Origin of the sequence: Ectothiorhodosinus mongolicus (genome assembly GCF_022406875.1) — a bacterium.
GTDB classification, from domain to species: Bacteria; Pseudomonadota; Gammaproteobacteria; order Ectothiorhodospirales; family Ectothiorhodospiraceae; genus Ectothiorhodospira; species Ectothiorhodospira mongolica.
The window spans coordinates 1,375,914-1,394,348 of record NZ_CP023018.1 but is presented as its reverse complement, the minus strand read 5'-3'; the positions used below and the strand labels follow the sequence as shown (position 1 = coordinate 1,394,348).

General features: G+C 58.5%; 16 protein-coding genes and 2 rRNA genes (1 of these 18 cut by a window edge). 4 read left to right on the top strand and 14 right to left on the bottom strand.

Translation table 11 applies throughout. The annotated features are described in order from the left end of the window. Positions 1-2: 2 nt before the first annotated feature. Genes tolA through CKX93_RS06645 form a run of 9 tightly spaced genes read right to left on the bottom strand, consistent with a single transcriptional unit; the run spans position 3 to position 6,040 of the window. Positions 3-878, bottom strand: a complete 876-nt coding sequence (gene tolA, locus CKX93_RS06685; protein WP_076755872.1) for a cell envelope integrity protein TolA — start codon at positions 876-878, stop codon at positions 3-5. Continuing rightward, a complete protein-coding gene (tolR, locus tag CKX93_RS06680; protein ID WP_076755871.1) occupies positions 878-1,339 on the bottom strand; it encodes a protein TolR in 462 nt (153 codons plus the stop codon). The genes tolA and tolR overlap by 1 nt, the downstream gene beginning before the upstream one ends. Further along, positions 1,339-2,034, bottom strand: a complete 696-nt coding sequence (gene tolQ / locus CKX93_RS06675) for a protein TolQ (RefSeq protein ID WP_076755870.1) — start codon at positions 2,032-2,034, stop codon at positions 1,339-1,341. The genes tolR and tolQ overlap by 1 nt, the downstream gene beginning before the upstream one ends. Then, the gene (gene ybgC, locus CKX93_RS06670; RefSeq protein WP_200799821.1) at positions 2,031-2,453 is read right to left on the bottom strand and encodes a tol-pal system-associated acyl-CoA thioesterase; all 423 of its coding nucleotides are present in this window, start codon (positions 2,451-2,453) and stop codon (positions 2,031-2,033) included. The genes tolQ and ybgC overlap by 4 nt, the downstream gene beginning before the upstream one ends. Then, on the bottom strand, positions 2,443-3,504 hold the full coding sequence (gene ruvB / locus CKX93_RS06665; RefSeq protein ID WP_076755868.1) for a Holliday junction branch migration DNA helicase RuvB: 1,062 nt from the start codon (positions 3,502-3,504) through the stop codon (positions 2,443-2,445). Before ruvB ends, ybgC begins: the two co-directional genes overlap by 11 nt. Positions 3,505-3,516: 12 nt before the next feature. Continuing rightward, positions 3,517-4,119 (bottom strand): Holliday junction branch migration protein RuvA, encoded by a 603-nt coding sequence (gene ruvA / locus CKX93_RS06660; protein WP_076755867.1) that lies wholly within the window; start codon positions 4,117-4,119, stop codon positions 3,517-3,519. Further along, positions 4,116-4,640: a crossover junction endodeoxyribonuclease RuvC gene (gene ruvC, locus CKX93_RS06655; RefSeq protein ID WP_234982829.1), complete on the bottom strand. Its 525-nt coding sequence runs from the start codon at positions 4,638-4,640 to the stop codon at positions 4,116-4,118. Before ruvC ends, ruvA begins: the two co-directional genes overlap by 4 nt. Next, a complete protein-coding gene (locus CKX93_RS06650; RefSeq protein WP_076755866.1) occupies positions 4,637-5,377 on the bottom strand; it encodes a YebC/PmpR family DNA-binding transcriptional regulator in 741 nt (246 codons plus the stop codon). The genes ruvC and CKX93_RS06650 overlap by 4 nt, the downstream gene beginning before the upstream one ends. Before the next feature lie 57 nt (positions 5,378-5,434). Continuing rightward, a complete protein-coding gene (locus CKX93_RS06645) occupies positions 5,435-6,040 on the bottom strand; it encodes a DedA family protein (protein ID WP_084178679.1) in 606 nt (201 codons plus the stop codon). 107 nt (positions 6,041-6,147) lie between these two features. Here CKX93_RS06645 and CKX93_RS06640 point away from each other — a divergent pair, with 107 nt between their 5' ends. Next, positions 6,148-7,389, top strand: coding sequence for a multifunctional CCA addition/repair protein (locus CKX93_RS06640; RefSeq protein WP_076755969.1), 1,242 nt, complete (start codon positions 6,148-6,150; stop codon positions 7,387-7,389). Here CKX93_RS06640 and CKX93_RS06635 read toward each other — a convergent pair. Continuing rightward, positions 7,373-8,536 (bottom strand): class I SAM-dependent methyltransferase, encoded by a 1,164-nt coding sequence (locus tag CKX93_RS06635; protein WP_143339935.1) that lies wholly within the window; start codon positions 8,534-8,536, stop codon positions 7,373-7,375. The two genes, CKX93_RS06640 and CKX93_RS06635, sit on opposite strands and share 17 nt — an antisense overlap. Before the next feature lie 61 nt (positions 8,537-8,597). On the opposite strand from CKX93_RS06635, the gene CKX93_RS06630 reads away from it, so the two are divergent. Further along, positions 8,598-9,338, top strand: coding sequence for a pteridine reductase (locus CKX93_RS06630; RefSeq protein WP_076755864.1), 741 nt, complete (start codon positions 8,598-8,600; stop codon positions 9,336-9,338). 10 nt (positions 9,339-9,348) lie between these two features. Continuing rightward, entirely contained in the window at positions 9,349-10,194 is an 846-nt protein-coding gene (locus CKX93_RS06625) for an SDR family oxidoreductase (RefSeq protein ID WP_076755863.1), read from the top strand. On the opposite strand, the gene CKX93_RS06620 is transcribed toward CKX93_RS06625, so the two are convergent. Together CKX93_RS06620 and CKX93_RS06615 are read right to left on the bottom strand one after the other, a co-directional pair. Next, positions 10,195-13,461 carry an efflux RND transporter permease subunit gene (locus CKX93_RS06620; RefSeq protein WP_076755862.1) on the bottom strand — a complete coding sequence of 1,089 codons (3,267 nt, stop codon included), beginning with the start codon at positions 13,459-13,461 and terminating at the stop codon, positions 10,195-10,197. Then, positions 13,461-14,498, bottom strand: a complete 1,038-nt coding sequence (locus CKX93_RS06615) for an efflux RND transporter periplasmic adaptor subunit (RefSeq protein ID WP_084178697.1) — start codon at positions 14,496-14,498, stop codon at positions 13,461-13,463. The genes CKX93_RS06620 and CKX93_RS06615 overlap by 1 nt, the downstream gene beginning before the upstream one ends. Positions 14,499-14,636: 138 nt before the next feature. Between CKX93_RS06615 and CKX93_RS06610 the strand changes: the two genes are divergently transcribed. Further along, positions 14,637-16,346 (top strand): proline--tRNA ligase, encoded by a 1,710-nt coding sequence (locus CKX93_RS06610; protein WP_076755860.1) that lies wholly within the window; start codon positions 14,637-14,639, stop codon positions 16,344-16,346. A 106-nt stretch (positions 16,347-16,452) separates the two neighbouring features. On the opposite strand, the gene rrf is transcribed toward CKX93_RS06610, so the two are convergent. Beyond that, positions 16,453-16,568 (bottom strand): 5S ribosomal RNA (gene rrf / locus CKX93_RS06605). Positions 16,569-16,671: 103 nt separating this feature from the next. Continuing rightward, positions 16,672-18,435: ribosomal RNA gene (locus tag CKX93_RS06600) — 23S ribosomal RNA — on the bottom strand; it runs 1,122 nt beyond the window's last position.

Here is an 18,435-nt window from a genome sequence, read left to right as displayed (position 1 = left end):
CCTCATGGCTCAAATCTAAATCGGATCTCGCGGACAAACAAGGCGGGGTCAGCAGGCTGCGGCAAGGGTTCAGCCAAGCGCACCGCCCGTTCCACCGAATCACAAAACAACGCGCCGCCATCACATTGCTCGACGCGCACATCCTGAATAAAGCCGCCAGGGGTCTGGCGTACAAATACCACGGCGCTTTGTCCCTGGCGATAATCGGACGGCGGGCGCCACTGTCGCTCCACCGCCTGACGAATCGCTGCGACATAGTCACCGCGCTGACGTTCCAACTGCCGCTGCCGCGCCGCGGCCTGTTGCTGCGCCTCAATCTCTGACAGGCGCTGCGCTTCGGCTTCTAGCGCCGCCTGTCGGCGCTCTTGCTCAGCAGCTTGTTCTTCAGCAATACGCGCTTGGCGTTCTTGTTCGGCCCGCCGCGCTTCTTCTGCGCGTCTGGCTTCTTCTTGACGCCTCGCCTCTTCGGCCCTGGCTACTTCTTCGGCCTGGCGTCTGGCTTCGGCTTCCCGGCGCGCGGATTCCTGACGCTGGCGCTCGGCTTCGGCCTGACGCCTTACCTCTTCTTGGCGGCGGCGCTCTTCGGCGGCACGGCGCTCTTGCTCGGCACGCCGCGCGGCTTCTTGCTGACGCCGGCGTTCGGCTTCTTCAGCACGGCGACGCTGCTCTTGGATAGCGTCAAACTGCTGTGCGTCCACCGCTGTGGCCTCGACGATGGGCGCTGGCGGCGCCTCTTCGCGTTGCTGCGCGCCTGGATCACCCGCTTGGGTGAGCTTAGGCACGAACTGCAGATTCACACCCAATGCCAAAAAACCTACGACGTGCACACTCAGCACGGCTGCAAACAATCGCCGATGCGCGCGCAGCAGCTGCCACATTAGGGCCTATCCTGACTGTTCGAGTCGCCGGGCTCAGTGAGTAGGCCCACACGACCACCGCCGGCTGCCTGCACACTGACCATGGCGTCCATAACCCGGCCGTAATCCACAAAACGATCGCCGCGCACAAAAATATCCGCACCGGGCTTATCGACCAAAAGCTCAGCAATCGCCACACGCAGCTCGGGCGCCTCTAAAGGCACCCCGCTCTGTGGACCTTGATTTAACAACAGGCGCCCGTCTCGGGTCACAGTGACCACAATCGGCTCAGGCTGATTCATGCTCTCTTCCAAAGGCTGAGCATCAGCGGTGGGCAAATCGACCTCCACCCCTTGCTGTAACAGCGGTGCGGTCACCATGAAGATAATCAGCAGCAGCAACATCACGTCGATAAAAGGCACGACGTTGATTTGCGACATCGAACGCCTGCGGCGCAGGCGATTGGCGGCGACGGCGGCCATTAGCTGCGCACCTCCTCCGCGGTTGCGCCGCTGAGCTGGCGCTGCAGCAGGGCCGCTAACTCGTCGGAGAAGTTGTCATAGCGAGCCAACAAGCGATCGATCTGACCCGAAAAACTGTTGTAGGCAATCACCGCGGGAATGGCCGCAAACAGCCCCAGCGCGGTGGCAATCAAGGCTTCAGCAATACCCGGGGCGACCATGGCCAAAGTCGCTTGTTGCACACCGGAGAGGCCAATAAAGGCATGCATGATGCCCCAGACGGTCCCGAATAAGCCGATGTAGGGGCTGGTAGAACCAACGGTGGCGAGAAAATTGAGATAGGTCTCAAGCGTGTCCCCTTCGCGGGAGATGGAGACGCGCATGGCGCGTTGGGTGTTCTGACTGACGGTTTCGGTATCGCCGGAGGGAGTGGCGCGACCGCGCAAAAACTCTTTAAAGCCAGCGGAAAACACATGTTCCATGCCAGCGATGTCAGTACGCCGCCGCAGGCCATCATAAAGGTGACTGAGATCGGCGCCGGACCAAAAGCGGTCCTCAAACTCATCGGCCGCCTGACGCGCGGCTTTAAGCACTCGCCACTTGAGGACGATGATCATCCAGGAAAACACTGAGGCCAGCACCAGGATCACCATCACCAGCTGCACAATCAAGCTGGCCTCAAGGATCAGGCGGTAAAGAGAGAGATCGACACTCACAACGGGGGAGCTCCTGCAGCCAGAGCGCTGCTAATAGACTCAGGGATCGCCTGCGGCGCAAAACTTTGCGCATTTAAACAGGCTACTTTGACGCGCGCATGACACAGCAGTTCCGCGTCAGCGGCGGCGTCGGTAAAAATTTTTTGGTCGAAACTGAAACTGACGCGGCGCTGTTCAGCGACTTCGGTGTGCACCCGCAAGACATCATCCAGCCGCGCCGGGCGATGAAAATCGATCTGCAGATCGCGTACCGCGAAAATCACACCCGCTTCATGGGCCAAAGCGCGTTGGTCAAAGCCAGCATGACGTAGCCACTCGGTGCGGGCGCGTTCCATAAAGTGCAGATAACGGGCGTGGTAGACCACCCCACCGGCATCCGTGTCCTCATAATAGACGCGGATCGGCCAGTCAAAGCTCATGGCGCTCCTCGTCCTCATTGAACAGTTCGGGCTGTGCTGCCCGCGCGGATAGCGCGTCCGGGACGCGCAGACCAAAATGGCGATAGGCATGACTGGTAGCCATGCGGCCGCGGTTGGTGCGCATCATAAAGCCTTGCTGGATGAGATAGGGTTCAACCACGTCTTCGATAGTGCCGCGTTCCTCACCGATGGCCGCAGATAAGCTATCGATACCCACCGGGCCCCCATCGAACTTCTCGATAATCGCCAACAGCAGGCGCCGGTCCTGAGAATCAAAGCCATGGGCATCGACGTTGAGCATATCCAAGGCTTTTTCGGCCACCGCCGCGTCAATATGACCATCGGCGCGGATTTGTGCATAGTCGCGTACGCGACGCAGCAGACGGTTGGCAATACGTGGCGTACCGCGGGCGCGACGGGCGATTTCGGTAGCGCCATCCTCTTCGAGCTGGGCGCCGAGGATGCCGGCAGAGCGCAATACAATGCGGGTCAGATCCGGGGTGTTGTAGAACTCTAGGCGCTGCACAATGCCGAAGCGATCGCGCAGTGGCGAGGTCAAAAGGCCAGCGCGGGTGGTGGCGCCCACCAAGGTGAAAGGCGGTAAATCCAGCTTAATCGAGCGCGCCGCTGGACCCTCGCCAATGACGATATCCAGTTGGAAATCCTCCATCGCCGGATACAGCACTTCCTCAACCACCGGCGAGAGCCGATGAATCTCATCGACGAACAAAACGTCATGGGCTTCTAGATTGGTGAGAATCGCCGCCAGATCCCCAGGGCGTTCTAAAACCGGCCCTGAGGTTTGCCGCAGATTCACTCCCATCTCATGGGCGATGATGTGCGATAAGGTAGTCTTCCCCAAGCCCGGCGGCCCAAAAATCAGCACATGATCCAGCGCCTCACCGCGCTCACGGGCGGCGTGGATAAAAATCTCCATTTGTTCGCGCGCCACCGGCTGACCTTCATAATCGGCCAAACGCTGCGGGCGAATCGAGCGCTCCAGGCTTGCGTCGTCGCCTTCTTGCTCTGCCGTGAGAATGCCCTGGGTCATGGCGCTATTCTATCAGGTCTTGAGCGTGGCCTTGAGAGCCAAACGAATCAATTCTTGGCTGCTATCGGCCTCACCTTCGACGCGGCTGATCAAGCGACTGGCTTCTTGAGGTTTATAGCCTAGAGAAATCAGCGCGGCGACAGCGTCGTTCACGGGGCTTTGTGGCGGCGGCGCAGCACCTCCAGGCAGGCCCACCGCGCTACCAGCAATACTGGCATCGACTTTATCGCGCATCTCAATCAACAGGCGCTCAGCGGTTTTGCGGCCAATGCCGGGAAGCTTGGTCAGGGTGGTGGCATCGTTGGCCAAGACGCACTGATGAAACGCCTCGACGCTCATGCCCGACAAAATTGCCAAGGCCATTTTCGCACCGACGCCGCTGACCTTAATCAGGGTGCGAAACAAGCTGCGCTCGGCCAGGGTCGCAAAGCCGTATAAGACGTGGGCGTCCTCACGCACATGCAAATGGGTGTGCAGCACGACTGCGCTGCCGACCGACGCAAGGCTATAAAAAGTCGATAAAGGCGCCTCGATCTCGTAGCCCACACCCGCAACATCCAGTAACAAATGCGGCGGTTGGGATTCGATGAGGGTGCCACTTAAACGTCCAATCATCGTCTGCGTCTCCGTTGAAAGCCTTGCGGCAGGCGGCCCAAACTCGAACCAATGTGCGCATGACACAGGGCGGCGGCGAGGGCATCGGCTTCATCAGCGGCCGGGCGGCGAGTAAGCGCCAGCATGATCATGACCATATGCTGAACCTGTTCTTTGACGGCGCTACCCGAGCCGACTACCGCTTGTTTGATCAGCCGCGGGGCATATTCGCTAACATCCAAACCGCGATTCACCGCGGCGCAAATAGCGGCGCCACGGGCTTGGCCAAGTTTTAAAGCCACCGCGGCGTTGCGCGCCAAAAACGCCTGTTCAATGGCCATCACTGCCGGTTGATGGGTGGCGATGATGGCATCGAGTTCACGAAAAATCACGCCCAAGCGCTGCGGAAAGTCGCCCGTGGGCAGACGAATACAACCGCTGTGCACATGCACGCTGCTGCGCCCATCGGTGTCGAGAATGCCAAAGCCGGTGATCTGCGAGCCGGGATCAATACCGATAATCCGCAGCGGCGCAGCGCTCACCCTTGCATCACCTCATCGGGGAAGTCGGCGTTGGTGTAGACATTTTGCACATCATCAAGATCATCGAGCATATCCAACAGCTTTAAGACCTGTTGCGCGGTGTCGACATCGACACTGCTGGCAGTACCAGCGCGCATGGTGACCTCGCTGTGCTCGGGCTTGAGATTGGCCGCCAGCAGCGCCTGACGCACGCCGTCATAGGCATCGGGCGAAGTCAGCACTTCCATCGAGCCATCCTCGTGCACCAAAACATCATCGGCGCCGCCTTCAATAGCCGCCTCCATGATCGCCTCTTCATCCTGATCGGCGGGGTAGCTAAGAACCCCGGTTTTTTCAAACAAGTAAGACACCGAGCCATCGGTGCCGAGATTGCCGCCGCATTTGGTGAAGGCGTGACGCACTTCGGACACCGTGCGATTGCGGTTATCGGTCATGCAATCCACCATAATCGCGACACCGCCCGGGCCATAGCCTTCGTAGCGGATTTCTTCATAGTTGATGCCTTCGAGTTCACCCGCGCCGCGCTTGGTCGCACGCTCGATGGTGTCCTTGGTCATGTTGGCATCCAGCGCTTTATCAATCGCCAGGCGCAGACGCGGATTGGTGTTGGCATCGGAGCCGCCCATGCGCGCGGCCACGGTGATCTCCTTGATCAGCTTGGTAAACAGCTTGCCGCGTTTGGCGTCTTGGGCGTTTTTACGGTGCTGAATATTGGCCCATTTACTGTGTCCGGCCATGGTCTATCTCTTTTGATGTCACGAAATCGGTGTTAAATGAGCGCCATCATGCCGAGTTCAGGCGCGATCGTCCAGCCATTGATTGAGCAGCCGCTGGATCACAAAGACCAACACAGCCAGCCCCAACAAGCCCAAGACGATGGCTGCATAACTGCCGAGCAGGGGCTCTAAGCTCTGCCAGCGGCCACCCAATAAGTAACCCAGACCCGCCAGCAGGATGTTCCAAATCAGCGTGCCCAAAAAGGTCAGAAGCACAAAAGGACCCAGCCCCATCGGCAGGAGGCCGGCAGGGATAGAGACCAAGCTGCGCAGCGACGGCACGCAGCGCGCCACCGCCACCAACCACAGCCCGTGCAGGGCGAAAATATGCAGCACACCGCTAAGATCTTGCTCGCGCAGCAGCAGCCACTTGCCATGGCGCGCTAACCACAGCCGGGTGCGCTCCTCGCCCACTTGTTGGGCCAGTGCATAAATCAGCGTCGAGCCCAGAGTGCCGCCCAAACTGCCGATGAGAATCACCCAAGTCAGACTCAGCCAGCCCTCGCCCGCCAAAAAACCCGCAAAGGGCATCAGCGTCTCGGGGGCCAGCACCACCATCAAGGCGCCCAGCGCCCAGTAGCCGTAAGCCTCGATGGCCTGTTCGGCCAGATCTATCCAATCCAAACCAACTCCTTGGGTTCGCTTCCTGCCCTTGTCATACTATAAGCCGTTAGGAGGAAAAGCCTCATGGTAAATCACCCAAAGCTGGGCGGCAGCAAGGAGCGATGCTGATGCAAACCTATGTGGTGGGCGGAGCACTGCGCGACGAATTGCTGGGCCTGGAGGTGCAGGAATATGACCATGTGGTAGTCGGCGCCACAGTTCAGCAGATGCTGGATCTGGGCTATCAGCCCGTGGGGCGAGATTTTCCGGTGTTTTTGCATCCCCAGACGCATGAGGAATACGCTCTAGCGCGCACTGAGCGCAATACCGGCCCCGGCTACCGCGGCTTTGAAATTCATGCCTCACCGGATGTGACGCTGGAGGAGGACTTGCTGCGCCGCGATCTGACGATTAATGCGATGGCGCGCGGCGATGACGGTGTGCTGGTTGATCCCCATGGTGGCCGGGATGATCTGGCCAATCGTTGGCTGCGGCATATCTCGCCGGCTTTTGCCGAGGATCCGGTGCGGATTTTGCGGGTGGCGCGTTTGGCGGCCAAACTCATGCCCTTAGGCTTTAAATTGGCCCCGGAAACCCGACAACTGATGCAAAAGATGGTACTGGCGGGTGAGGTTAATGCACTGGTTCCTGAGCGCGTTTGGCAGGAGCTGCGCAAGGCTTTGGCCTCGACACAGCCGCGCTGCTTTTTCGAGGTGTTGCGCGATTGCGGCGCCCATGGCGTGTTATTTCCGGAGATCGAGGTGTTATTCGGCGTACCGCAACCGCCGCAATACCACCCCGAAATCGATACCGGCGTGCATACCCTGATGGTGCTCGACCAAGCCACCCAACTCAGCACTGACCCTTTGCTGCGCTTTGCGGCTTTAACGCATGACCTCGGCAAGGGTACGACCCCAAAAGAGATTTTGCCCAGCCATCATGGCCACGAAGAGCGCGGCGTGCCCTTGGTGCAGGTTCTGTGCGATCGTTTGGCCGCACCCAAGCGCTTTAAAGAATTCGCGTCTGTGGTGACGCGTTGGCATGGCACGGTGCATCAAGCTCTCGAACTCAAGCCTTCCACAGTGGTGAAGCTGTTGGAGCGTTTGGATGTGTTTCGCCGGCGTGAACGGCTGGAGGATGTGCTGCTGGTGTGTTTGGCCGATAGCCGCGGGCGGCTGGGGTTTGAGGAGCGTGACTACCCGCAGGCGGATTATCTGCGCGCTTGTTACGCCGCATGTCTCGATGTAGATATCCCCGCCATTCAAGCACAGGGCTTTGCCGGCCCGCAGTTGGGTGAAGAGCTGCACCGCCAGCGAGTAGAGGCGGTGAAAAGCGTCAAAGCGGGTTGGGTGGTTAAAGACGGTGTCTGAGGTCTTTTAAACGCGTGCCCAGCGGTTCTATGGCCAGTTGCTTACCTAAGAGCATGACTTGGAAACGCTCTCCCATTTCCGCCGGCAGGGTCAGCTGTCGCACCTGGGCCACGAGATTAAGCTGATCACGGGGCTTGCCCGTGTTGCGGGCATGGAATGCCTCTTCTAACCCCAAAGCCTGCAGAAACCAGCTTTGCGTGGTATAGCCCAAGACATCCAAACCCGCGGCATCGGCGGCTTCAGCCAGCGCGGTGAAATCCACATTGGCGGTGATGTCCATCAGACCTGGCCACAGCAGCGGATCGTCTAAGACGCGGTGGCGGTAATGCGCAATCAGCGTCCCCATAGAACGCTCGGCACGGTAATACTCTTGGCGCGGATAGCCATAGTCCACCAAGATCATCAATCCAGCCTCTAGCGACGCGCTTAAAGCGGCGACCCAAGCCGGTAGGGCTAGATTCACTTCCGAGGCATAGCCATCGGGCCACTGGCTACCCGTGGATTCAAAGAGCTTTTGTACTGCGCCCGCCAGCGCCGGCGGGGCGGGCCTATCCTCCCAGCGAAGCGGCTCATGCGTACGCACACCACGCTGAAATACTTCACCGGCTTGCCAGACGAATAACTCCACCGGCATCGCATCCATGACTTCATTGGCAATGACCACGCCACGGAATTGGCCATCGCTGGGCAGGGCATCCAGCCAACGCACGCGCTGGCTTAAGTCTGGGGGCAAGGCCTCTAGGCATTGTTGTTGGCGCTGGCGCAACTCGGCGCTCGGCTCGAGAATCAGATATTCGTCAGGCAAGCTTTCCTGCTTTTCCAGGGCCGTGAGTAGATCGAAGGCCAAGCGGCCCGTGCCCGCACCCAATTCAAGAACGCTGCCTCCAGCCAAGGCGCTGAGCGCTTGCTGGCACTGTTTGGCCAGACAGTCAGCAAACAGGGGCGAGAGCTCGGGGGCGGTGATAAAGTCACCGGCGCTGCCGATCTTATGACTGCCAGCGCTGTAATAGCCCAAACCGGGCGCATACAAGGCCATAGCCATGTAACGCGAGAAGGCCAGCCAGCCATCCTCGGCTTGGCGGCGCATGAGCTCAAGCAATCGCTCGCTTAAGTGCAGCGCATCGGCATCGGGCTGGGGCAGGCGCATTCGGGGATCCATTGCCGTTAGAATAACCCACGAATTCAAAAATGCCCCTCAGGAAAGACTCATGCCCGAAAACTCCCCAGTTGCTTTTATCACCGGTGGTGGCCGCCGTATTGGTGCTGCCACGGCCAGACTGTTGCATGCCGAGGGCATGAATCTGGTGATTCATTACCGCCGCTCGGCGGATGATGCCAAGGCTTTGCAGGATGAACTGCAGGCCAAGCGGCCCGACTCGGTCAAACTGGTGCAAGGCGAGTTATTGGCGGCCGGCGCTCTGCCCGAATTAGCGCAAGCGGCGCTGGCGGCTTTTGGCCGCATCGATGTGCTGATCAATAATGCCTCGAGTTTTTATCCCACGGCGGTGGGCGAGATTACCGAGCAGCACTGGGAAGACTTATTGGGTACAAACCTGAAAGTGCCGCTGTTTTTATCACAGGCGCTGGCCCCGGCTTTGCGCGCGCAGCAGGGCGTGATCATCAATATTGTTGATATTCACTCCTTGCGCCCACTCAAAGCCCACCCTGTGTATTGCGCCGCCAAAGCCGGCCTGCACATGTTGACGCGTTCGCTGGCCAAAGAGCTGGGGCCCGAGATTCGCGTCAACGGCGTCTCGCCCGGGGCCATTCTCTGGCCAGAGGCGGATGATGATGGCGAGGCTCAGGCTGATGTGTTATCGCGCACCGCACTGAAACGCGAGGGTCATCCCAATGACATCGCCAAGACTGTGCGCTTCTTGATCTGTGATGCCCCTTACATCACCGGGCAGATCATCAGCGTGGATGGCGGCCGCACGCTGCATCAATGAGGCCTGGCTTATGACCCGCAGTATTTTAATCACCGGTTGTTCTACCGGCATTGGCCATCATGCCGCCCACGCTTTAAAGGCGCGCGGTTACCGAGTCTTTGCGACTGCCCGCAAGCCGGAGGATGTAGAGCGACTTAAAGCTGAGGGTCTGAAAGAATCTCTGCAGCTAGATCTGGAGGACAGCCAGAGCATTGAGCGCGCTGTTGCCGAGGTTTTAGCGGCCACCGGCGGCAGTCTCGATGCCTTGTTTAATAACGGCGCTTATGGTCAGGCCGGTGCGGTCGAAGATTTGCGCCGCGACGTCTTGAGACGCCAATTAGAAACCAATGTCCTGGGTTGGTTGGATCTGACCAATCGCATTATTCCAGTGATGCGCCGCCAGGGGCATGGCCGCATCATCCAAAACAGTTCGGTGTTGGGGTTTGTGGCTTTGCCGTTTCGCGGCGCTTATAACTGCTCGAAGTTTGCTTTGGAAGGCTTAAGCGACACCCTGAGATTGGAGCTGCATGGCAGCGGCATTCATGTGGTGTTGATTCAGCCGGGACCGATTGAAACCCGCTTTCGCGCAAATGCCTATGCGGCACTTAAAGCCCATATCGATACCGAAAACAGTTTTTTCGCCCCTCAATATGCTGCCTCTGAACGGCGCCTCACCAAGCCGGGGCCGGCTGCGCCGTTTACCCTGCCGGCCGAAGCGGTCACCAAAGTCTTAATCCGCGCCTTAGAAAGTCCCAAGCCCAAGGCGCGTTATGCGGTGACCGTACCCACCCATGTGTTTGGTTTTTTGCGGCGCATCTTGCCCACCCGAGCTTTGGATAGCCTCTTGCGCGCCACCTCGCGCAATGAAAACCGCTGACTATGGACTTGCTGCTAATTTGCGGCCCTTCATGTAGCTGAAGTAGAGCACCGGGATTACCACTAGGGTCAGCAAGGTCGACACCAAGATACCGAAGATCAGCGAAATCGCCAGACCACTGAAAATCGGGTCATCGAGGATAAACCCAGCGCCAATCATCGCCGCCAGACCGGTGAGTACAATCGGCTTGGCGCGCACTGCACCGGCGCGCACCACAGCGTCGGCCAGCTCCACGCCGCGCTCTATTTCCTGATTAATAAAATCCACCAAGAGAATCGAGTTACGCACGATGATGCCCGCCAGCGCGATCATGCCGATCATCGAGGTGGCGGTGAACTTGGCATCCATGAATAGCGCATCCATCAAGGCATGGCCGGGCATGACACCGATGATGGTCAGCGGGATGGGCGCCATGATGATCAAAGGCACCATGTATGAACGAAACTGCGCCACGACCAACAGATAAATCAAAATCAGGCCCACAGAATAGGCCAGACCCATGTCGCGGAAGGTCTCGTAGGTCACTTGCCACTCGCCATCCCATTTGATGCTGTACTGGGTCAATGTGTCGCCTGGCTGGTCGATGAAGTACTGACTCAGAGGTTGATCCAAACCTAGGGTGTCACGGCGCAGCTGGAATACCAAATCGAACATGCCATACAGCGGACTATCTAAGCGCCCGGCCATGTCCGCGGTGACATACACCACCGGCATTAGGTTTTTATGGTGGATAGATCGTTCGCGCGTACTCTCCACCACCGTGAGCATCTCGCCTAGCGGAATTAAGCCGCCGCTTTGTGAACGCACGCGCAGCGACAGCGCCGATTCGATATCGGCCTTATCGGCGGCAGCAAACTCCAGACGAATGGGCACGGCGTATTTCACATTGGCGCCCAATAAATAGCTGACATCCTCACCGGCTAATACGGTCTGCACTGCGCGGGTGATGGCATCCTGAGACACACCCAGTTGCGCGGCGCGCTCGCGATCCACCTCAAGGATTAGGCGATCCCCGGGAAACTCCACCGAGTCATCGATATCCACCACCCCATCGGTGGCGGCAAAGCGCTGGCGCAGCTGCTCGGCCAAGGCAATCTGGCCGGCATAATCAGGGCCATAAATCTCGGCGACGATCGGCGCGCGCACCGGTGGACCGGGCGGCACTTCGACCACCTTGACCACGGCAGCATGACGCTCAGCGATGCTCTGCAGCGCCGGGCGCGCGGCCAGAGCGATGTCATGGCTTTTGCGCTTGCGCTGTTTTTGGTGCACCAGATTCACCTGGATATCGCCCATATGGGCTTGATCGCGCAGGTAGTACTGACGTACCAGACCGTTAAAGTTAATGGGCGCGGCGGTGCCGGCATAAAGCTGATAATCATGCACTTCGGGGATGTCGATGAGGGTGTCGGCCATTTCCTGAAGCACGGCGACCGTGTGTTCAAGACTGGTACCCTCAGGCATCTCCAGCACCACCTGAAACTCGGACTTATCATCAAAGGGCAGCATCTTCAGTACCACTGCCTGGAAGTAGGTCAGCGATACCGACAAGAGAATCAGCACCACCACTGCGCCATACAGACTGCGGCGGCGGCGCGGCGCGGCATCTCCGCTGAGGAAAGGGCGCAGGGTTTTCTCCGCCAGGTTGTTCAGCCAGGGGTCGGCGTGTTCGGTATCTTCGCCCGGGATTTCTGGGGGCAGGCCACCCTCGGCTGGGGTTTTGGATTCAGCATGTTTGCGCAGGAATTTGTAGGTCATCCACGGCGTCACCACAAAAGCCACGGCCAGCGAGATGAGCATGCCCATACTGGCATTAATCGGGATGGGGCTCATGTAGGGGCCCATGAGGCCAGAGACAAAGGCCATGGGCAGCAGCGCCGCGATCACCGTAAAGGTCGCCAGAATGGTCGGGCCGCCGACTTCATCCACCGCCAGCGGAATCGCCTCGAGCAGCTTCTTGCGCCCCATCTGCATGTGGCGGTGGATGTTTTCCACGACGACGATGGCATCGTCGACCAAGATACCGATGGAGAAAATCAGCGCGAACAACGAGACCCGGTTGAGCGTAAAGCCCCAAGCCCAAGAGGCGAACAGGGTGGCCGCCAAGGTAATCACCACCGCGCTGCCGACAATGATGGCCTCACGCCAGCCCAAAGCCAGCCATACCAAGATCACCACCGAGGCGGTCGCTAAAATCAGTTTTTGGATCAGAGTGCGGGCTTTGTCATCCGCGGTCTCGCCGTAATTACGGGTGACGTTAACCTGCACATTATCCGGGATCAGAGTGCCGCGCAGCTGATCCATGCGGCTGAGCAGGGCATCGGCGATGTCCACCGCATTGGTGCCGGGCTGTTTGGCAATGGCGATGGTGACGGCCGGCTCACTGATGCCCGCTACCGGGGTTCTCTCTGAGCCAGCGCCAAAGCCAAAGCGCACGAAGTTATGGGGGGTGGCCGGGCCCAATTGCACGTCGGCGACATCACTGAGATAAACAGGATTACCGCGGTGCATGCCCACCACTAGATTGGCGACTTGCGTATCTGTGCTGAAAAATGCCCCCGCCTGCACTGGAATTTCTTGATTGTCCCGCACCAAAGCCCCGGCATCGCGCGAGACATTGCTGGCTGCTAAAGCTAGGCGCAGGTCATCCAGGCTGAGTCCATGGCCATTGACCCGCTGAGGATCCAGACGCACGGAGACGACATTATCCGGCCCGCCGATGGTGTAGATATCTCGAGTGCCGGGGACACGCTTGAGCTCGGTTTCCAGACTATGGGCAACGCGCTGCAGCTCGTGGCCGCCGATGCTGGGGTCGTCACTCCATAGGGTGAAGGCCATGATGGGCACATCATCGATGCCCTTGGGCTTGATGATGGGTTGTCCTACGCCAAGGTTGGGCGGCAGCCAGTCCTGATTGGAAAAGACTTGGTTGTAGAGGCGGACGATGGCTTCGGTGCGCGGTTCGCCGACCAGATACTGCACGGTTAACACCGACATCCCGGGGAATGAGGAAGAGTACACATGCTCCAAACCCTCAATTTCGGATAACACCTGCTGGGCAGGGATGCTCACCAGTTGTTCGACCTGCTCGACGCTGGCGCCCGGGAAGGGAATAAAGACATTGGCGAAGGTGACATTGATTTGCGGCTCTTCTTCGCGCGGCGTCACCAACACCGCAAACAGCCCCATGAGCAAAGCCACCAAGGCCAGCAGGGGCGTGATTTGCGTGGTCAGAAAGCTTTTGGCGATGCGCCCGGAAATACCCATCAACGGCTCTCCTGCTGCTGGCGAATGGCGCTGGCGGCTGCTAGCGGATCCAGCACCACGCGCTCGTTGGCCGCCAATCCGGCCAGGACTTCAATCTGGCCCTCGCCCTGCGAGTAGCCGGGACGAATCTGGCGCAGGCTTAGGCGGCCTTGCTCGTCCTGTACGTAAACCGCTGCCAGTTCGCTGCGGGTAAGCACGGCCGACTCAGGGATCAACAGGCGCTGAGTTTGACCGACGGTGAAGGCGATTTTCACCAGCATGCCCGGGAACAGCGATATTTCCGCCTCGGGCAGTTGGGCACGCACGCGGAAGGTGGCGGCATTGGGATCGGCATAAGGAAACAGCGTCAGAGACTCGGCTTCAAGCCACTGCCCAACATCGGTTTGCACGCGTGCCTGGCGAAACTCGCGCACCGCATGAATATCGCGTTGGGGCACTTGCGTGACCACGCGCAGCTGATTCAGGGAGATCCCCGACATCAGCGCCTGACCGGGACTGACGGTTTCACCCAGTTCGACATGACGTTCGGTGACGATGCCGGCATAGGGGGCCGTAACCCGCGTATAGTCTAGGGCTTCAAGGGCGGCATCGCGGTTGGCGCGGGCGGCTTCGAGGCGAGCCTCTGCTGCCTGCAGGGCGGCATTGGCTCTATCCATTTCGGCGCGCGCCACCAGCTGACGTTCGAAAATGTCACGAATGCGTGCATGATCAGCGCGTGCTTCATCGAACCGCGCTTGCGCCTCGCGCAGTCCCGCCTCAGCTTGATCCAGGCCAGCGCGCTGTTCAGTATCGCGCAGCCGCAAAATCAGATCACCGGCTTCAACAAAGTCATCGACATCGAACAGCACTTGTTCGACCCGACCGCTGGTTTGCGCCGAGACGGTGGCCCGCTGCACAGCTTCGACGCGAGCATCGAGCACGCGCTCTAATGGCAGCGTTTGCCAGGTCGCTGGGGCTGTGGGCAGGGTGCTGTCTGCTTGGGTGATTGCGGCGGGCAGCAATGCCAAGCCCAAAATCCATGCCTGCAGGTGGCGCATCATCATGCGGGTACTCCGGTTTGCGATTCGCGATTGGCGGGTTGCCATCGCATATTAGAAGCTTCTAATGGATGGCTGTCAAATCTCCGCTCATGCTAAATTGTGCGGCATCCTTAATCCACTCAAAAAAGTCTTGGTATGCGCGTCTCTCGTTTTCCTCTAGCCACACTCAAAGAAACCCCGGCCGATGCTGAAATTATCAGCCATCAGCTCATGCTACGGGCGGGTTATATCCGCCGCTTGGCATCGGGGCTGTACACCTGGCTGCCACTGGGATTGAGAGTGCTGCGTAAAGTAGAAGCCATTGTCCGCGAGGAGATGAATCGCGCGGGGGCCTTAGAAGTACTGATGCCTGCCGTACAACCGGCCGAGCTTTGGCAGGAATCAGGGCGCTGGGATTTGTATGGGCCTGAGCTGCTGCGGCTTCATGATCGGCACGACCGTGCTTTTTGTTTCGGCCCCACGCATGAAGAGGTGATTACCGACTTGGTGCGGCGCGAGATCAACAGCTATCGCCAGCTGCCGGTGAATTATTATCAGATTCAGACGAAGTTCCGCGATGAGATTCGGCCACGCTTTGGGCTGATGCGGGCGCGCGAGTTTTTGATGAAAGATGCTTACTCCTTTCACCTAGATGACGCGAGTTTGCATGAGACTTATGAGGCGATGCATGCGGCTTACTGCGCGATTTTTTCGCGCTGTGGGCTAGCCTATCGGCCCGTGCAAGCGGATACGGGCTCGATTGGCGGGCATCACTCCCACGAATTCCATGTCTTGGCCGACGCCGGCGAGGACGCGATTGCCGTCTCTGATTCCAGCGACTATGCCGCGAATGTCGAGCTTGCCGAAGCCTTGGCGCCATTGACGCCACGCGCCGAGCCTTCAGAAACCATGCGCCTTGTGGACACGCCTGATGCGCATACCATCGCCGAGCTGGTGGCGGGTTATCAGCTTCCCATAGAGAAGACCATCAAGACGCTTGTGGTGGCCGCTTCGGAAGAACATGAAACGCCTCTGGTGGCACTATTGGTGCGCGGTGATCACGACCTTAATGCGGTTAAAGCTGAGAAGCTGCCCCAAGTCGCTAGCCCACTACGCATGGCCAGCGAGGTAGAGATACGCGCGGCTATTGGTGCTGGCCCTGGCTCATTGGGGCCGGTGAACCTACCGATTCGTTTTATTGCTGACCGCAGTGTCGTCGCCATGAGCGATTTTGCTGCGGGCGCCAACCAAGATGGCCAGCATCTGTTTGGCATTAACTGGGGACGCGATTTACCTGAACCCGAGGTGGCTGATCTACGCAATGTGGTGGCTGGCGATCCCAGTCCTGATGGTCAGGGGGTATTGCAGATCCGCCGCGGTATTGAAGTCGGCCATATCTTCCAATTGGGCGACAAATACAGCCGAGCCCTAGGTGCCACCGTGCTCGATGAACAAGGGCGGGAACAGGTTGTCACCATGGGTTGTTACGGCATTGGTGTCTCACGTGTGGTGGCAGCGGCCATTGAACAAAACCATGACGACAAAGGCATCATTTGGCCTAATGCTATCGCGCCGTTTCAGGTGGCGCTCTGCCCCATCAATGCGCAGAAATCTCAGCGCCTGCGCGAGGCTGCCGATGCGCTTTACGATGAGCTTTGTGCTGCCGGTTTTGAGGTCTTGTATGACGACCGCGGGGCGCGCCCAGGCGTGATGTTCGCCGACATGGAACTCATTGGCATTCCCCACCGCGTTGTTTTGGGCGAGCGCGGCTTGGACGCTGGCGAGGCCGAATACAAGGGCCGGCGTGACAGCAACAGCACCCAGGTGCCTTTGACCGAGCTGGTCAGCTTCCTGCGCTCGATATAAAAGGGGACCAAAAAAAGGGGACAGTCCCCGTTTTAAATGGGGACTGTCCCCTTTTTTTGCGAAGCAAAAAAAACCCCGCCGGTGAGGCGGGGTTTTGGGTATAAATGCCTGGCAGTGACCTACTTTCACATGGGGAAGCCCCACACTATCATCGGCGCTGAGTCGTTTCACTTCCGAGTTCGAGAAGGGATCGGGTGGTTCCGGCTCGCTATTGCCGCCAGGCAAGAGGGTGGTGCTTACCGCCTAAGCGATAAGCACACATTCGAGAAAGCATTCTAGTGTCATGTCTTGCATTCACCACAAGCTCAAAGCACTTGGGTGTTATATGGTCAAGCCTCACGGGCAATTAGTATCAGTTAGCTTCACACATTACTGCGCTTCCACACCTGACCTATCAACGTTGTAGTCTTCAACGGCCCTTTAGGGGACTCAAGTTCCCAGGGAGATCTCATCTTGAGGAAGGCTTCCCGCTTAGATGCTTTCAGCGGTTATCCCGTCCGTACTTAGCTACCCGGCAATGCCACTGGCGTGACAACCGGAACACCAGAGGTACGTCCACTCCGGTCCTCTCGTACTAGGAGCAGACCCTCTCAAATCTCCGACGCCCACGGCAGATAGGGACCGAACTGTCTCACGACGTTCTAAACCCAGCTCGCGTACCACTTTAAATGGCGAACAGCCATACCCTTGGGACCTGCTTCAGCCCCAGGATGTGATGAGCCGACATCGAGGTGCCAAACACCGCCGTCGATATGGACTCTTGGGCGGTATCAGCCTGTTATCCCCGGAGTACCTTTTATCCGTTGAGCGATGGCCCTTCCATACAGAACCACCGGATCACTAAGACCTGCTTTCGCACCTGCTCGACGTGTCAGTCTCGCAGTCAAGCACCCTTGTGCCTTTGCACTCAATGCGCGATGTCCGACCGCGCTGAGGGTACCTTCGCGCTCCTCCGTTACTCTTTGGGAGGAGACCGCCCCAGTCAAACTACCCACCACACACGGTCCCTGTCCTGGATAACAGGACGAGGTTAGAACTCCAAACATGCCAGGGTGGTATTTCAAGGTTGGCTCCACGACGACTGGCGTCGCCGCTTCAAAGCCTCCCACCTATCCTACACAAGCAGGTTCAAAGTTCAGTGTGAAGCTGTAGTAAAGGTTCACGGGGTCTTTCCGTCTAGCCGCGGGTACACTGCATCTTCACAGCGATTTCAATTTCACTGAGTCCCGGGTGGAGACAGTGCCGCCATCGTTACGCCATTCGTGCAGGTCGGAACTTACCCGACAAGGAATTTCGCTACCTTAGGACCGTTATAGTTACGGCCGCCGTTTACCGGGGCTTCGATCAAGAGCTTCGTCCGAAGACTAACCCCATCAATTAACCTTCCGGCACCGGGCAGGCGTCACACCCTATACGTCCACTTTCGTGTTTGCAGAGTGCTGTGTTTTTAATAAACAGTCGCAGCGGCCTGGTCTCTGCGACCGCCAACAGCTTAGAGAGCAAGTCTCATCACCGTCAGCGGCGTACCTTCTCCCGAAGTTACGGTACCATTTTGCCTAGTTCCTTCACCCGGGTTCTCTCAAGCGCCTTGGGATTCTCACCCTGCCCACCTGTGTCGGTTTCGGGTACGGTCACTATATACCTGAAGCTTAGAGGATTTTCCTGGAAGCATGGCATTAGTCACTTCGCTCCACATGGGAGCTCGTCATCACGCCTCAGGATTGTGCTTCCGGATTTACCAAGAAGCACTCCCTACACGCTTAAACCGGACACCAACTGCCGGCTGACCTAGCCTCCTTCGTCCCCCCATCGCAGTATATAGCGGTACAGGAATATTAACCTGTTTCCCATCGACTACGCATTTCTGCCTCGCCTTAGGGGCCGACTAACCCTGCGCCGATTAACGTTGCGCAGGAAACCTTGGGCTTTCGGCGGATGGGTTTTTCACCCATCTTATCGTTACTCATGTCAGCATTCGCACTTCTGATACCTCCAGCATGCCTTACGACACACCTTCGCAGGCGTACAGAACGCTCCTCTACCACTTGTCACAAGGACAAGTCCGCAGCTTCGGTACATGGCTTAAGCC

Excerpts from the sequence above, each read along its gene's own strand:
- ruvB (WP_076755868.1), bottom strand. The coding sequence starts at position 3,504 with ATGACCCAGGGCATTCTCACGGCAGAGCAAGAAGGCGACGACGCAAGC.
- tolR (WP_076755871.1), bottom strand. The coding sequence starts at position 1,339 with ATGGCCGCCGTCGCCGCCAATCGCCTGCGCCGCAGGCGTTCGATGTCG.
- CKX93_RS06650 (WP_076755866.1), bottom strand. The coding sequence starts at position 5,377 with ATGGCCGGACACAGTAAATGGGCCAATATTCAGCACCGTAAAAACGCC.
- CKX93_RS06610 (WP_076755860.1), top strand. The coding sequence starts at position 14,637 with ATGCGCGTCTCTCGTTTTCCTCTAGCCACACTCAAAGAAACCCCGGCC.
- ybgC (WP_200799821.1), bottom strand. The coding sequence starts at position 2,453 with ATGAGCTTTGACTGGCCGATCCGCGTCTATTATGAGGACACGGATGCC.
- CKX93_RS06625 (WP_076755863.1), top strand. The coding sequence starts at position 9,349 with ATGACCCGCAGTATTTTAATCACCGGTTGTTCTACCGGCATTGGCCAT.
- CKX93_RS06615 (WP_084178697.1), bottom strand. The coding sequence starts at position 14,498 with ATGCGCCACCTGCAGGCATGGATTTTGGGCTTGGCATTGCTGCCCGCC.
- CKX93_RS06630 (WP_076755864.1), top strand. The coding sequence starts at position 8,598 with ATGCCCGAAAACTCCCCAGTTGCTTTTATCACCGGTGGTGGCCGCCGT.
- ruvA (WP_076755867.1), bottom strand. The coding sequence starts at position 4,119 with ATGATTGGACGTTTAAGTGGCACCCTCATCGAATCCCAACCGCCGCAT.
- CKX93_RS06620 (WP_076755862.1), bottom strand. The coding sequence starts at position 13,461 with ATGGGTATTTCCGGGCGCATCGCCAAAAGCTTTCTGACCACGCAAATC.
- CKX93_RS06640 (WP_076755969.1), top strand. The coding sequence starts at position 6,148 with ATGCAAACCTATGTGGTGGGCGGAGCACTGCGCGACGAATTGCTGGGC.
- tolA (WP_076755872.1), bottom strand. The coding sequence starts at position 878 with ATGTGGCAGCTGCTGCGCGCGCATCGGCGATTGTTTGCAGCCGTGCTG.
- CKX93_RS06635 (WP_143339935.1), bottom strand. The coding sequence starts at position 8,536 with ATGCGCCTGCCCCAGCCCGATGCCGATGCGCTGCACTTAAGCGAGCGA.